The following is a 13,676-nucleotide window of genomic DNA, read 5'->3' on the forward strand; positions in this document are numbered from 1 at the left end:
CCGCGCCTCTACAGGGATCAGCCCAGCTTGTACGAACCTGCGCCGGTGCCGGCGAGGTTGCCGCCGTCGACGATCAGGTACTCTGGACGGATCGGCCTGCCCTCAAAGAAGCATTCGAGGATTTCTAGCGTGCCGGCCGCGTAGCGCGCTTGCCCCGCCAACGAGCTGCCCGAAATATGCGGCGTCATCCCCTGGTTCGGCATGCGCCGCCACGGATGATCGACCGGTGCGGGTTGCGGATACCAGACGTCGCCCGCATAGCCCGCGAGTTTTCCCGACTCGAGCGCGCGCACCACGGCATCCCGGTCGCACAGCTTGCCGCGCGCGGTATTGATGAGGTACGTGCCGTGCTTGACGAGTTCGAACATCCTGTCGTCGAACATGTGCTCAGTCGCCGGATAGAGCGGGCTTTGCAGGTTGATGACGTCGCACACCTTCACCAGCGATTCCGGCGTCGGATGATAGGTCAGGTTCAGTTCGCGTTCGATTTCCGCCGAGAGACGATGCGGATCGTAGTAGTGCAGATGAACGTCGAACGGCTTGAGCCGGCGCAGCACCGCGAGACCGATCCGGCCGGCGGCGATGGTGCCGAAGTGCATGCCTTCGAGATCGTAGCTGCGGCTGACGCAATCGGCGATGTTCCAGCCGCCGTTCACGGCATATTGATGCGAGGGCAGGTAGTTGCGCACCAACGAGAGCACCATCATCACGACATGCTCGGCCACGCTGATGCTGTTAGAAAAGGTTTCCTCGGCGACGGTGATACCGTGTGCGGCGGCCGCCTTGAGGTCGACGTGGTCCGAGCCGATGCCGGCCGTGAGAGCGAGCTTGAGTTTCTTCGCTTTAGCAATGCGTTCGGCGGTGAGATAGGCCGGCCAGAACGGCTGGGAAATCACCACGTCGGCGTCGGGGAGGTGGCGGTCGAAGGTCGAATCGGCGCCGTCCTTGTCGCTCGTCACGACCAGTTCGTGACCATGGCTTTCCAGGTAGCGGCGCAGACCCAGTTCTCCCGAGACGCAGCCGACCAGTTCGCCCGGCTTGAAGCCGAGCGGTCCCTTCGGCGAGGGCACGGTCTGTCCATTCGGATAGGCCGTGATGACGGGAATCTCATTGCGCGCGTATTTCGGCGGATAGCCGGTGACGGGATCGGGATAAAGAACACATAGAACTTTGGCCATCTCTTTGCTCCGTATATCGACTTGTGAGTAAGTGCTGATCAATCAGCACTTGCAGTCTGACGCGGGAGCAATGGCGTTTATTTCGAATTCGCACGGTCGACCCCGGGAGGGGTTCCGGGGCTCCTTGCGAGCCCCAGCCGGCATTGCGCGACGCCTGGCCGTCAAGACCAGGCGCCGGGATTAATCGCCGAGATATTCCGGTTCGATCTGGATGTTCTGCTCGCCGGCAGCCTTCTTTTCCCAGTATCGCTTGACCCAGTTTTCGAAGGTCTTGCCCGCGGCCGTATCCTTGCCGGTGAAGGCGATGGCGCCGATGTCCGCGTACGGAATCACGTCCTTCGTCTGCTTGCCGGTGGGGATGATCCGCACGAAGCAGTCCTTGAAGGCCGCGCCGTATTGACGGTCGTACAGATAGCCTGCCACGCTCGAGCCGTCCTTGCGGGTGATCGTGACGTCGCCACGATAATCGAAGGCCTTTTCCATCGCTTCGCGCACTTCGGCTTCGGTGGTCAGTTGCGGCGTCCAGCCTTCGAGCTGCTCGTGCACCGTGCCCGCGGCGGTTTCCATCTGATCCGGGTTGACCACGTCAGCCGCCGGTGCGACCGGCGCGGCTGCTACGGCCTCGGCCGCTTGCTGGCCCTTGGCCGCATCCGCACGCGGCGGCGTGGGGACGAACACCATCGGCACTTCGTGCGAGGTCTTCTTCCAGCCGGCGAGCAGGTCGGTGGCGCCCTGGTCCTTATAGCTGTCGAACAGCATGGCCTTGACGGTCTGGAACATACCCTTGAACGAACCAAAGGTGTAGTTCACGCCGCTCGCTTCGTAGCCCGAGTGCACCATACAGTTGGCGCACTTCGGATTGCCGCTTTCGGTGCCGTACTCGGACCACTTCACGCTTTCCATCAGTTCGTCGAAGCTGTCTGCATAGCCGTCCTGCAGCAGGTAGCACGGCTTTTGCCAACCGAAGATGCTGTAGGTGGGCATGCCCCACGGCGTGCAGGTGAGTTGCTTCTTGCCCATCAGGAATTCCATGAAGATGGGCGACGCGTTGAAGCGCCAGCTCTTCTTCCGGTTCGACAGGATCGCGCGGAACAGCTTCTTCGAACGTGCACGGCCGAGAAAGTGCTTCTGGTCCGGCGCCTTGTCGTACGTGTAGCCGGGCGAGACCATCATGCTTTCGACGCCCGCTTCCATCATCTCGTCGAAGTGCAGGCGCACGCTGTTCGGGTCGGCGCCGTCGAACAAGGTGGTGTTGGTGGTGACGCGGAAACCGGCCGCAACAGCGGCGCGCACACCTTCCATGGCGATGTCGTAGCCGCCTTCACGGCACACCGCGAAATCGTGATGCTCGCGCTGGCCGTCGACGTGCACCGAGAACGACAGATACTTGCTCGGTTTGAAGAGGTGCAGGTTCTTGGCGAGCAGCAACGCATTCGTGCACATGTACACGTACTTCTTGCGCGCCACCAGACCGGCGACGATCTCAGGCATCTGCGGATGCAGCAGCGGCTCGCCGCCCGGAATCGCGACCATTGGCGTTCCGCACTCCTCGACCGCCTTGAAGCATTGCTCGGGCGTGAGTTGCGACTTCAGGACGTGAGCCGGGTACTGGATCTTGCCGCAGCCCGCGCACGCCAGATTGCAGCGCATGAGCGGCTCGAGCATGAGAACGAGCGGATAGCGGCTACGCCGCATCAGCTTCTGCTTCAGGACATAGGTGGCGACCGTCCAGGCCTGCGAAATTGGCACTCCCATGCTGGCAATGCTCCTCAATAACTGTGTTGCGCCGCGGACAGGGTCTGCGACTGTGTTCAATAGATCGTTTCGCGCCCGCTTCGGACGCGATCGTGTGCTAACAAGGGCCGATCACGTCCGCCCGATTGGCGCAAACCGATCTGGCACTGGACGGGTTGTGGGGCCCCGAATTCTCAAAAATACCGCAATGATCGCACAAACCGGACTTTCCGGTCGGAGCCGCGCGTGTTCGGGCCGGGCGGGGCGGTCCGGCGGCGGTGGGCGCGGGGTTTGGCGTAGCGGCGTAGCTGGGGCGAGTCCGCGGTGAATCCGGGACGGTCCACGGCGATTACGCCTTGACTTCGGCCCGCAAGAATTCCACCAACGCTTGCTGCAGCGCATTGAGCACCCCGCCGGAGGTGACGAGCGCCAGTTCCGTGGGCGGCAAGTCGGGCAAACCGGGGCACAGGCGATGCTCGGGAAGCACCGCGGTTGTGGGCAGGACCGAAATCCCCAGTCCCGACGAAACGGCCGCCTGAATGCCCGTGAGACTGTGGCTGCCGAACGCGATGCGCCAGCGCCGCTGGGCCTTGTCGAGGCTGCGGATGGCGCGCTGCCGGTAGACGCAGCCTTGGGGAAACAGCGCGAGCGGGATGGGTTGGTCCACGGGCTCCTCAGACGCTTCGACATCCGCGCCCTGGACCCACACCAACGATTCCGGCCAGGACGCGAGACACTCGCCGCTGCCCGGTTCGCGCTTGACCAGCGCAAGCTCGATCTCGCCCGCAGCCAGCTTGCGCTGCAGGTCGGTGCTCATGCCGGCGATGGTCTCGAGGCGCACGCCGGGTTTGGCCTTCACAAAGCCCGACAGCATGGCCGACATGCGCCGGGCGTCGAAATCCTCGGGCACGCCGATGCGAACCGGCGTCAGTTCGACGTTGCTCGCCAGCGCGTCCTGGGCTTCCTGCGCGAGTGCCAGCAGCCGACGGGCGTATTGCGCGAGCAACTCGCCGTGCTCGGTCGCGCTCACCTGATTGCCGGTGCGGTCGCGCAGCAAGAGGGGCCGGCCGACCAGCGCTTCCAGTTTGCGCACCTGCTGGCTGACCGTCGACTGGGTGCGGTGCACGCGTTCGCCGGCGCGCGTGAAGCTGCCCTCGTCGACGACGCAAATCAGCGTATTCAATAGTTCCAGATCAAGCATGACCGGCTCGCTTCGTTATTTGAAATTCAACTGATACATAGATTTTAATTTAATTTTCAAATATAGGGTGAGGCACTTAACCTGTCCGCATTCGAAACCTTCAATCCGCGATTTCCCGGAGCGATCCATGTCACTTGAGAACACCCGCCGGCCGGTCTGGCTCACTTTCGACTGCTACGGCACGCTGATCCAATGGGACGAGGGACTGCTGGCGGCGGTCGGTGACATCCTGCGCACGAAGCCAGGCAACGAGGTCGAGCCGGCGAAACTGCTCGAGATTTACGACCGGCACGAACATGCGTTGGAGCAGACGGCGCCGCACCGCTCGTTCCGCGGGGTTGCCGGCGACGGACTGCGGCTTGCGCTCGAAGAGCTGGGTTTGCGCAGCGACGAGGGCGACGCCGGGGTGCTGACCAGCCGCATCTCGGCGATGCCGCCGTTTCCCGAAGTCGTCGGGACGCTGCGGCAACTCAAGGCGCGGGGCTATCGGCTGTGCATCGTGTCGAATACCGACGACGACATCATTGCCGGCAACGTCGCGCAACTGGGAGGCCAGATCGACCGGGTGATCACCGCGCAGCAGGCGGGGGCATACAAGCCGGCGCGGCGCCTGTTCGACTACGCGCACGAGCAACTGGGCGTGACGAAGGACGACGTGGTCCACATTTGTGCGAGCCCGCATCTCGACCACGCGGCTGCGCGCGATATGGGATTTCGTTGCGTGTGGATCGATCGCGGGACGGGGCGTGGCGTGCTGCCGGACTACACGCCCGATGCTACGCTAGCGACACTCGATCGGGTGCCGGCGCTGTTCGCCGAGCTCGGCTGGTAATTCTCAGGGGAAGACATCATGGCGCATACGTTGTTATCGGTCGGATCAACGGCACCGTCGCGCAGCCTGCGGCTCGATTCCGACGCGGTCATGCAGGCCCGCATCGAACTGGCGGCCTGTTTCCAGTTGGCGGCGCAGTACGGTTTCGAGGAGGGGGTCTGCAATCATTTCTCGGCGGTGGTTCCGGGGCATGACGACTTGTTCTTCGTGAATCCTTATGGTTATGCATTCGCCGAGATCACGGCGTCGCGGCTGCTGGTTTGCGATTTTGAGGGGCACGTGGTGGACGGCGAAGGCAAGCCGGAGGCGACGGCGTTTTATATCCATGCGCGCTTGCATCGCGCGATGCCGCGGGTGCAGGCGGCGTTTCACACGCATATGCCGAATGCTACGGCGCTTTGTTTGCTGGAGGGGCCGCCGTTGTTGTGGCTTGGGCAGACGGCGTTGAAGTTTTATGGGCGTACTGCGGTTGATGAGGATTACGGTGGGTTGGCTCTCGATGAGTCGGAAGGGGATCGTATTGCGGCGGCGCTGGGGGATGCCGATGTTCTGTTCTTGAAGAACCATGGGGTGATGGTGGCGGGGGCTAGCATCGCTGAGGCGTGGGATGATCTCTATTATCTGGAGCGCGCTGCGGAGGTTCAGGTTAAGGCGATGAGTAGCGGGCGGGCGCTTAAGGCGGTGCCACATGATGTGGCGCAACGGACTTATGAGCAGATGCGGGTTGGGGATAAGGAGAGTGCTCGGGCGCATCTTGATAGTGGGATGCGGTTGTTGCTGGCGCGGGGGAATGGGTTTGATAAGTAGGTTTTCTGTGGTTTTCACTTTTGGTTGTTTTTTTTTATGGTGTTGGCCTTTCCTTGCATTCTTAGTGGTCTATTAGCGATGCCCCTGTGCGGGGCGGCACTTACTTTCTTTGCCGCCGCAAAGAAAGTAAGCAAAGAAAGCGGGCTGCAACCGCTAGCGTTTAGTGAGCCATCTCGGTCTGCCACCCGAAACGGCCCAAGACGAGACCCGCCCTCGCGCCACCCACGTTAGTGACAAAGCAGTCATCCGCCCCAGCGTTGCGCTACGCGCCCCGCCGTTGGGCGTAACACGTTCTGCAAACGCTAATTAATGTCACTACTTTACTTCGTTAGGAAACCATATCATCTATGATGAGTGCCGCAGTTTGGCAATGTTTTTCCCCGTTGGCGGTGAAATCGAGGTGGCATTCCTAGGTGGACCCGTCCGCGACGCACGGAGTGCGGAGTGGGGTGGATGAGTGCTGTGTCACGAGCGGTGGAAATGCGATGGCAGGTCTCGTCTTGGGCCGTTTCCGGTGGCGGACCGAGATGGCTCACTAAACGCTAGCGGTGTGAGCCCGCTTTCTTTGCTTACTTTCTTTGCGGCGGCAAAGAAAGTAAGTGCCGCCCCGCACAGGGGCATCGCAAATAGACCACTAAGAATACAAGGAAAGGCCAACACCGCAAGAGCACAGCCAAGACCAACGCCGTAGGCAAACAAACACCCACATTAACTAGCCCCCTCCCAATAAACATTAAACCCCATCAACGAAGTCAACGTCTGCGCCGCGCGCTTCATCATCTCGCCCACTTCGCTCATGGAAGGCACCGGCGCATTATCGATCCGCTCGATATAAGGCGTAGTCAGCGCCGCAATAGCATGCCCATCCCGCCCAAACACTGGATACGCCAGATTCTTGACTCCCTTAACCTGCCGGCTCGACATACGCGCATTACCATGCCTGCGGATCTGCGCCAGATCCTTCGCCAGTTGCTCGCTATCCACCACCTGCTCACCCTCCACAGGCACATGAAGCTCAAGCATCTCGGCCCGCTGCGGTTCCTCCTGAAACGCAAGCAATACCTGCCCCGAAGCCGTATCGGTCATCCCAATCAACGTCCCCACCTTCAACGCAAATCCCCACCGCTCAGGACTCTCCACACCCGCCACGATCAACACGCGCCCCTTCTGATACACGCAAAGATGAAACGACTGCCCAGCCTGCTTGGCAAGTTGCGTCATCAACGGCAGCGCTGTCGACACCAATGAACGCACCGGCTGATGCCGATGCGCCAACTGAAACAGCAGCAGCGAAAGCACATAGCGGTCGCCCGCGGCCAACAGATAGCCGCGCGTTTCCAACGTGACCACCATGCGGAAGATCTCCGCCGTAGTGCGCCCCAACTCCTTGGCAAGCTCCGCGAGCGATAAGCCCTCCGGGTGATCCGCCAGCCGTTCGATGATGTCGAGGCCCTTTTCCAGTGCCGGCGCCGAGTAGCGCGTCGCGTTGTCGTTCAAATCTCCTCCCGTAAAGCCGACGGGCGCCCGATCGACCCGGCGCACATGATACCCAATCCGATTGTAGGGCCCCCAAGGCCGAAAGCGCATTCCAATGCCCCATTCCATAGGCGGGGAAAACACCTAGTAAATTTTATCAATGAAATGTGTTTTCATACCTAAAATTTTAAGCAGCGCTGGACGAAGGCGCCAGGGCACGCTGAACAGCAGGCCGCCGGCGGCGGAATAACGCGGAGGAGAGGGTGGATGGCAGCCGTTGCATTCGAGCAGGTGCGCAAGTCGTTCGGCGCCGTTCAGGTCCTCAAGCAGATCGACCTGGCGGTGCCGGACGGCGAGTTTCTGGTGCTGGTCGGCCCGAGCGGCTGCGGCAAGTCCACCTTGCTGCGTGCGTTGGCCGGGCTCGAGGGCGTCACGCACGGGCGCATCCTGATCGACGGGCAGATCGTCAATGCGCTGCCGCCGCGCGAGCGCGACGTCGCAATGGTGTTCCAGAACTACGCGCTCTATCCGCATATGACCGTGCTCGAGAACCTCACCTTCGCGCTCAAGCTGCGTAATCACGACGCCGCGGAGATTGCGTCGCGTGCGCAAAAGGCGGCCACATTGCTCGGTCTGCAGGACCTGCTCGGCCGGCATCCCCGGCATCTGTCGGGCGGTCAGCGGCAGCGTGTGGCGATGGGCCGCGCTATCGTGCGCGACCCAAAGGTGTTCCTGTTCGACGAGCCGCTGTCGAATCTCGACGCGCGGCTGCGCGTGCAGATGCGCGCGGAGATCAAGGCGCTGCATCAGCGTCTGCGCGCCACCACGGTTTACGTGACGCACGACCAGATCGAGGCGATGACGATGGCCGACCGCATCGTCGTGCTCAACGGCGGCGTGATCGAGCAGATCGGCACGCCGCTCGCACTCTACGACGATCCGGACAATCTCTTCGTGGCGGGTTTCATCGGCTCGCCGGCCATGAATGTCTTCAATGGCGTGTACGAGCAGCACGGTGGTGGCGCGCGGGTGCGCGTCGGCGAACTGGCGCTGCCGGTGCCGACCGTCAATGCCGTGCACGGGCAAGAGGTGGTGTACGGCGTGCGTCCCGAACATCTGGCGCTTGCCGGCGAGGACGGCGTGCCGTTCGCGCTCGATGTGGTCGAGCCGACCGGTGCGGCAACCGAACTGTTCGGCACGCTCGCCGGCCAACCCTGTTGCGTGATGCTGAACGGCCGCACCGATCTGCGCGCCGGCAACCCCGTCGCATTGCGTGCCGATCTCAACAAGGTGCTGGTGTTCGATCGCGCAAGCGGGCGACGCCTGCGCTGAACAGGCCTGCGAGCCGTCCCGCCGCGGGGCTCGCATGACGCATGAACCGCCGGTATGCCGCGCGGCTGCACGGCGGAACCCATACAAGAGGAGACAGTAATGCGCTATCCAACCATGCAAGCCCTGCCAACCATGTTGCGGCTCGCCGCCTCGATGCTCGCGCTCGCGGGCCTCGTCGCGTCGGGTCTCGCCCACGCCGACGACGAATACAAAGGCTATACGCTGCGGGTCAAGCTGATCGGCGGTGTGCAGTACGAAGCGCTCTATACGCGCATTCCGCTGTGGGAAAAGCAGACCGGCGCGAAAGTCGAGATCGTGTCGCGCAAGAGTCACTTCGAACTGGATCGCGAGTTGAAGCAGGACATCGCCTCGGGTCACATCGACTATTGCGTGTCGTCCAATCACACGAATTTTTCGGCCCAATACCCGATTTTTCGCGATCTGAAGGGACTGTTTCCAGCGAGCTATCTGGCCGCGTTCTCGCCGAGCCTGCTGAAGGCGTCGGAGATCAACGGGCATCTGGTGCAGATTCCGCGTTCAGTGGATATCGAAGCGCTCTACTACGACAAGACCGCCTACGACGATCCGGCCAACCAGGCCGCCTATAGCAAGCAGTTCGGCAAGACACTCGCGCCACCCACGAACTATGCGGAGTTCACCCAGCAGGCCAAGTTCTTCACCAAGGCGCCGAACTTCTACGGCACGCAGTTTCCCGGCAAGGACGAAGCCATCACGGGGACCTTCTATTCGCTGCTGATCGCCAATGGCGGCCAGTTGCTGGATGCGAAAAACCGCCCGGCGTTCAACTCGCCGATCGGCGTCAAGACGCTTAACTGGTTCGTGGACCTCTACAAGGCGGGCGCGGTGCCCAAGGGCGTGCCGAGTTACGTCTGGGACGATCTGGGCAATAACTTCGCAGCCGGCAAGGTGGCGCTGGATCTCGACTGGCCTGGCTTCGCTTCGTTCTACAACGATCCCAAGACTTCCAAACTGGCCGGCAATGTCGGCGTAGTGCCGGCGCCGCTCGGTGCCGGCAACAAGCGGCCGGGCTGGTCGGGCTCGCATAGCTTCTCGATTACGAAGACCTGCGATCGGCCGGAGGTCGCCGCGAGCTTCATCGAATTCCTGACCAGTCTCGATTCGCAGATGGTGGAGGCGCGCCTCGGCACGATTCCCTCGCGGATCGATGCGCAGCAGGCGGTTGTGAAGGAGTTCCAGGAAAAGCACGATGCCTATATGGCGAATGCCATCAACGTGTTCAGCACGGCGGCGCGCCAGGACGCCTTCACGCCGCCGCGCATCCAGCAATGGGACGAGATCTCCAACGCGCTGTGGCCCGAGTTGCAGAAGGCGCTGATCGGCGACAAGTCGTCCCAGCAGGCGCTCGACGATGCGGCGAAAAAGGTCTCCGACATCATGCAGGACGCCTCCGACTAGCGACATGCTCCGGCCCACGCGACGCACGCCGCGCGGGCCGATCCTATTTCCGCTCTACGACACCATGCGATCCAACCTCCAGGATTCGTCCGCCGTACCTGCTCTCGTGCCGGTCTCGCACGAGGGCGTCGGTTTGCCGTTCAAGCTGTTGCTGCCTGCGTTCTTCTCGGTGGCGATCGTCGTCGTGCTGCCGCTGCTGTTCTCGCTCTACACGAGCTTTACGTCGTACCGGCTGATCGAGCCCGACACGATCTGGCATTTCATCGGCCTGCGCAACTACATGCGCGCGTTCGCCAACGAGGACTTCTGGGCCGCCTTCGGCCGCACCGTGCTGTTCCTGACGATTGCCTTGAATCTGGAACTGGTGCTGGGTCTCGGCATCGCATTGCTGCTGAATGAGGTCACTAAAGGCCAGCGAATCCTGCGCACCATCATGATGTTCCCGATGATGTTCTCGCCGGTGCTGGTGGGCTTCCAGTTCAAGTTCATGCTCAACGACAGCACGGGTGTGGTCAACCATCTGCTGCAGACGCTCTTCGGCTTGCAGAGCACGATTCCGTTTCTGGTCAATGCGAACTCGGCGCTCGCTTCGCTGATCGTGGCCGAGGTCTGGAACTCGACGCCGGTGTTCGCGGTGATTCTGCTGGCGGGATTGATGGCGTTGCCGAAGGATCCGATCGAAGCCTCCAAGGTGGACGGCTGCACGCCGCTGCAAACCTTCCGCTACGTGACGCTGCCGTACCTGATGCCGTTCATCTACATCGCCATGACGATCCGCTCGCTGGACGTCGGCCGCGCCTACGACATTGTGCGCATCATGACGAACGGCGGTCCCGGCGGGCGCACCGAATTGCTGTGGACGATGGTGGGCCGCATCGCTTACGACGATTCGCATATGGGCTACGCGAACGCGATCGGCTATGTGTCGGTGCTGGTTTCCGTGCTGTTCACGCTGTACTTCTTCCGCAAGCTCAATGCGGCGCGCAAACATATGGGGCCGGCCTGACATCATGAGTACGACGCTCGAACACACTCCCGGTTTTTCGTCCTTCAAGGCACCGCTGCGGCGAGCTGCGCTATGGTTCGGAGTCTTTATCGTCATGGCGGTGATCTGTCTGCCTGGCCTGTGGGTCGTGCTGAATGCGTTCCGCTCGAACGTGGCGATCCTGTCGAACCAGCCGCTGTCCGATGCCGGCAGCTATACGCTCGACAACTTCCGCAACATGTTCGGCTTCGGGGCGATGCAGTCGTTACCGATTCGCCAGTACTTCGTGAATTCGGTGGTGATCTCGCTGGCGAGCACCTTCGCCGCCATCGTGGTGGGCGTGCTGGGCGGTTATGCGTTTGCCCGTTTCGAATTCCGCCACAAGAAGACGCTGTTCGTCGTGCTGATGCTGACCCGCGCGATTCCCGGCATCGCACTGTCTTTGCCGATCTTCATGCTGTGGGCGTGGACCGGTCTGCTCGACACGCGCATCGGTGTGATCGTCGTCTACCTTGCGATGAACGTGCCGTTCACGGTATGGCTGATCGACGGCTTCTTCCGCGAGGTGCCTGCGGAACTCGCCGAGGCCGCACAGATTGACGGCTGCACCCGCTGGCAGGCGTTCTGGCATATCGAGCTGCCGCTGGCCCGCTCGGGCGTGGCGTCGGCGGCGATCTTCGCCTTCCTGACGAGCTGGAACGAATTCGCGCTGGCGTCCCAGTTGTGCCGCAGTCCCGACACTAAAACTTTGCCGGTCGGCCTGATGGACTTTACCGCTCAGTTCACAGTGGACTGGGCCGGCATGTGCGCGATGGCGGTCATCATCATCATTCCCGCCATCGTGCTGACCTTCATTGTTCAGAAGCACCTGATTGCAGGCCTCACGCTTGGCGGCGTCAAAGGATAGAACTCACATGACCACGATCGAAAACGTCGAAATCCGGCAAGTCGACCTTCAGCCGAAAGTGCGGCGCACGGACGCCATTCAGTCGTTCGTTGTGCAGGAAACCATTTTGCTGACGATCCGTTGTAGCGACGGCAGCAGCGGCACAGGCTACACCTACACGATCGGCACGGGCGGTTCGTCGATCGTCGCGTTGCTGCACGATCATCTGGCGCCGCGGCTGATTGGCCGCAACCCGGCCGAGTACGAAGCGATCTGGCGCGATCTGTTCTTCCATACGCATGCGACAGCCGTCGGCGCCATCACCAGTCTCGCGCTGGCCGCCGTCGATACAGCGCTATGGGACCGCAACACGCGCGTGGCCGGGCTGCCGCTGTGGGTCGCGGCCGGCGGCGCAAAACCACGCGTACGCACTTACACGACGGAGGGCGGCTGGCTGCATCTGTCGCAGAGCGAACTCGTCGAGCAGACGCTGCAAGCGCAAGCCGAAGGCTTTCGCGGGGCGAAACTGAAAGTAGGGCGCCCGCATGTCTCGGAGGACGCCGCGCGTCTCGCGGCCGTGCGCGCTGCCGTGGGCGACGGCTTCGAACTGATGGTCGATGCCAACCAGGGATTCACGCTGGCCGAGGCGCTGCGACGCGCGCATGCCTTCGAGCCGCTACGCCTCGCATGGCTGGAGGAACCGATGCCGGCCGAGAGCATCGACGCGCACCGGCGTCTGTGTGCGGCGACGACGGTGCCGGTTGCAGTGGGCGAATCGCTGTACCATCCGGCGCAGTTCGCCGAATATGTGAAAGCGGATGCCTGCTCGATCGTTCAGGCGGACGTCGCCCGCGTGGGCGGCATTACGCCATGGCTGAAGATTGCGCATTCCGCGGAGGCGATGAACATCGAAATCTGTCCGCACTTCCTGATGGAGTTGCATGTGAGTCTGTGCGCGGCGGTACCCAACTCGAGCTGGCTCGAGTACATTCCGCAACTGGACTCGCTGACCGGTGCGTCGATTGTGGTGGAGCAGGGTTACGCGACACCGCCGGCGTCGCCGGGCATCGGCATCGATTGGGACTGGGACGCGATTCGTGCGCAGCAGCGTCTGCAGATCGAGATCGACACGCCGGTGAGCGCGTGAACGCCCGCGTCGATCGCCTGCTCAATTGCCACTTTATTTGTTATGGAGTGTTCCATGCGTTATTGCCTCGCCCTCGATCTTCGCGACGATCCCGCCGTGATGGAGGAGTACGACCGCTACCACCGCGAGGTCTGGCCCGAAGTGCTCGCCCATCTGCGGGCCTCGGGCATCCATGACATGACGATCTGGCGGCGTGAGAACCGGCTAGTCATGCTGATCGACGCGGACGAGGGCTTCACGCCGGAGCAACTCGTTATCGGTCCGCAGACGCATCCACGCGTCAAAGAGTGGGAGACGCTGATGGCGTATTTCCAGCAGCCGTTGCCGCATGCGGAGAAAACCGCATGGCAGCCTTTGGAGCAGGTGTTTCGCCTGACCGAAAGCCGGTAAAACCAATATTCAGAATGACTGATTATGCGAAGCGGATATTCGGTAAGCTGAACAAAAGAAACGCGAAATTAAAATGAAAAATTATGCGTTTTAGCGGTTGAGGAGCGTACGCCGCTAATGGAATCCGTGCGTTGGATTTAACCATTGCTGAGCAGTTAGCACTACGTTTCAAGCAGTGCCCGGTGTTATATTGATGTACATGAACACGCCGAGATCAATCGAATCGATCGATAACCGAACGCGTATGCGCGAACTATGCGCATTGGCTGGA

Annotated in this window: 12 protein-coding genes; 8 read left to right on the forward strand and 4 right to left on the reverse strand. The window is 61.8% G+C overall.

The window, feature by feature from the left end:
* Positions 1–17 precede the first annotated feature (17 nt).
* The 3 genes from P3T42_RS28030 to P3T42_RS28040 all read right to left on the reverse strand — a co-directional run bounded on the left by P3T42_RS28030 (position 18) and on the right by P3T42_RS28040 (position 4,113).
* Complete coding sequence (locus tag P3T42_RS28030; RefSeq protein ID WP_074295970.1) at positions 18–1,178, reverse strand: NAD-dependent formate dehydrogenase; 1,161 nt, start codon at positions 1,176–1,178, stop codon at positions 18–20.
* A 180-nt stretch (positions 1,179–1,358) separates the two neighbouring features.
* The gene (gene hpnH / locus P3T42_RS28035) at positions 1,359–2,933 is read right to left on the reverse strand and encodes an adenosyl-hopene transferase HpnH (RefSeq protein WP_216352708.1); all 1,575 of its coding nucleotides are present in this window, start codon (positions 2,931–2,933) and stop codon (positions 1,359–1,361) included.
* A gap of 328 nt (positions 2,934–3,261) precedes the next feature.
* Positions 3,262–4,113 carry a LysR substrate-binding domain-containing protein gene (locus tag P3T42_RS28040; protein WP_429307879.1) on the reverse strand — a complete coding sequence of 284 codons (852 nt, stop codon included), beginning with the start codon at positions 4,111–4,113 and terminating at the stop codon, positions 3,262–3,264.
* Positions 4,114–4,240: 127 nt separating this feature from the next.
* Here P3T42_RS28040 and P3T42_RS28045 point away from each other — a divergent pair, with 127 nt between their 5' ends.
* Together P3T42_RS28045 and P3T42_RS28050 are read left to right on the forward strand one after the other, a co-directional pair.
* Positions 4,241–4,945, forward strand: a complete 705-nt coding sequence (locus tag P3T42_RS28045; RefSeq protein ID WP_429307880.1) for a haloacid dehalogenase type II — start codon at positions 4,241–4,243, stop codon at positions 4,943–4,945.
* An 18-nt stretch (positions 4,946–4,963) separates the two neighbouring features.
* Positions 4,964–5,752: an aldolase gene (locus P3T42_RS28050; RefSeq protein WP_074295967.1), complete on the forward strand. Its 789-nt coding sequence runs from the start codon at positions 4,964–4,966 to the stop codon at positions 5,750–5,752.
* A 708-nt stretch (positions 5,753–6,460) separates the two neighbouring features.
* Here the strand turns inward: P3T42_RS28050 and P3T42_RS28055 are convergent.
* Complete coding sequence (locus P3T42_RS28055; RefSeq protein WP_074295966.1) at positions 6,461–7,249, reverse strand: IclR family transcriptional regulator; 789 nt, start codon at positions 7,247–7,249, stop codon at positions 6,461–6,463.
* A gap of 246 nt (positions 7,250–7,495) precedes the next feature.
* Here P3T42_RS28055 and P3T42_RS28060 point away from each other — a divergent pair, with 246 nt between their 5' ends.
* The 6 genes from P3T42_RS28060 to P3T42_RS28085 all read left to right on the forward strand — a co-directional run bounded on the left by P3T42_RS28060 (position 7,496) and on the right by P3T42_RS28085 (position 13,405).
* Entirely contained in the window at positions 7,496–8,560 is a 1,065-nt protein-coding gene (locus tag P3T42_RS28060) for an ABC transporter ATP-binding protein (protein WP_429307881.1), read from the forward strand.
* Positions 8,561–8,659: 99 nt separating this feature from the next.
* Entirely contained in the window at positions 8,660–9,997 is a 1,338-nt protein-coding gene (locus P3T42_RS28065) for an ABC transporter substrate-binding protein (RefSeq protein ID WP_216352707.1), read from the forward strand.
* A gap of 64 nt (positions 9,998–10,061) precedes the next feature.
* Positions 10,062–11,003 (forward strand): carbohydrate ABC transporter permease, encoded by a 942-nt coding sequence (locus P3T42_RS28070; RefSeq protein ID WP_083640464.1) that lies wholly within the window; start codon positions 10,062–10,064, stop codon positions 11,001–11,003.
* Between the two features lie 4 nt (positions 11,004–11,007).
* Positions 11,008–11,889 (forward strand): carbohydrate ABC transporter permease, encoded by an 882-nt coding sequence (locus tag P3T42_RS28075; protein WP_429307882.1) that lies wholly within the window; start codon positions 11,008–11,010, stop codon positions 11,887–11,889.
* 7 nt (positions 11,890–11,896) lie between these two features.
* Positions 11,897–13,015, forward strand: a complete 1,119-nt coding sequence (locus tag P3T42_RS28080) for a mandelate racemase/muconate lactonizing enzyme family protein (RefSeq protein ID WP_429307883.1) — start codon at positions 11,897–11,899, stop codon at positions 13,013–13,015.
* 54 nt (positions 13,016–13,069) lie between these two features.
* Positions 13,070–13,405 carry an L-rhamnose mutarotase gene (locus tag P3T42_RS28085; RefSeq protein WP_074295962.1) on the forward strand — a complete coding sequence of 112 codons (336 nt, stop codon included), beginning with the start codon at positions 13,070–13,072 and terminating at the stop codon, positions 13,403–13,405.
* Positions 13,406–13,676: the final 271 nt, after the last annotated feature.

Origin of the sequence: Paraburkholderia sp. GAS38, from assembly GCF_050434965.1 — a bacterium.
GTDB lineage: Bacteria > Pseudomonadota > Gammaproteobacteria > Burkholderiales > Burkholderiaceae > Paraburkholderia > Paraburkholderia phenazinium_A.

Bases quoted from the DNA above. Each gene is read 5' to 3' on its own strand.
- hpnH (WP_216352708.1), bottom strand. From the start codon at position 2,933: ATGGGAGTGCCAATTTCGCAGGCCTGGACGGTCGCCACCTATGTCCTG.
- P3T42_RS28060 (WP_429307881.1), top strand. From the start codon at position 7,496: ATGGCAGCCGTTGCATTCGAGCAGGTGCGCAAGTCGTTCGGCGCCGTT.
- P3T42_RS28075 (WP_429307882.1), top strand. From the start codon at position 11,008: ATGAGTACGACGCTCGAACACACTCCCGGTTTTTCGTCCTTCAAGGCA.
- P3T42_RS28070 (WP_083640464.1), top strand. From the start codon at position 10,062: ATGCGATCCAACCTCCAGGATTCGTCCGCCGTACCTGCTCTCGTGCCG.
- P3T42_RS28065 (WP_216352707.1), top strand. From the start codon at position 8,660: ATGCGCTATCCAACCATGCAAGCCCTGCCAACCATGTTGCGGCTCGCC.
- P3T42_RS28040 (WP_429307879.1), bottom strand. From the start codon at position 4,113: ATGCTTGATCTGGAACTATTGAATACGCTGATTTGCGTCGTCGACGAG.
- P3T42_RS28080 (WP_429307883.1), top strand. From the start codon at position 11,897: ATGACCACGATCGAAAACGTCGAAATCCGGCAAGTCGACCTTCAGCCG.
- P3T42_RS28045 (WP_429307880.1), top strand. From the start codon at position 4,241: ATGTCACTTGAGAACACCCGCCGGCCGGTCTGGCTCACTTTCGACTGC.
- P3T42_RS28085 (WP_074295962.1), top strand. From the start codon at position 13,070: ATGCGTTATTGCCTCGCCCTCGATCTTCGCGACGATCCCGCCGTGATG.
- P3T42_RS28050 (WP_074295967.1), top strand. From the start codon at position 4,964: ATGGCGCATACGTTGTTATCGGTCGGATCAACGGCACCGTCGCGCAGC.
- P3T42_RS28030 (WP_074295970.1), bottom strand. From the start codon at position 1,178: ATGGCCAAAGTTCTATGTGTTCTTTATCCCGATCCCGTCACCGGCTAT.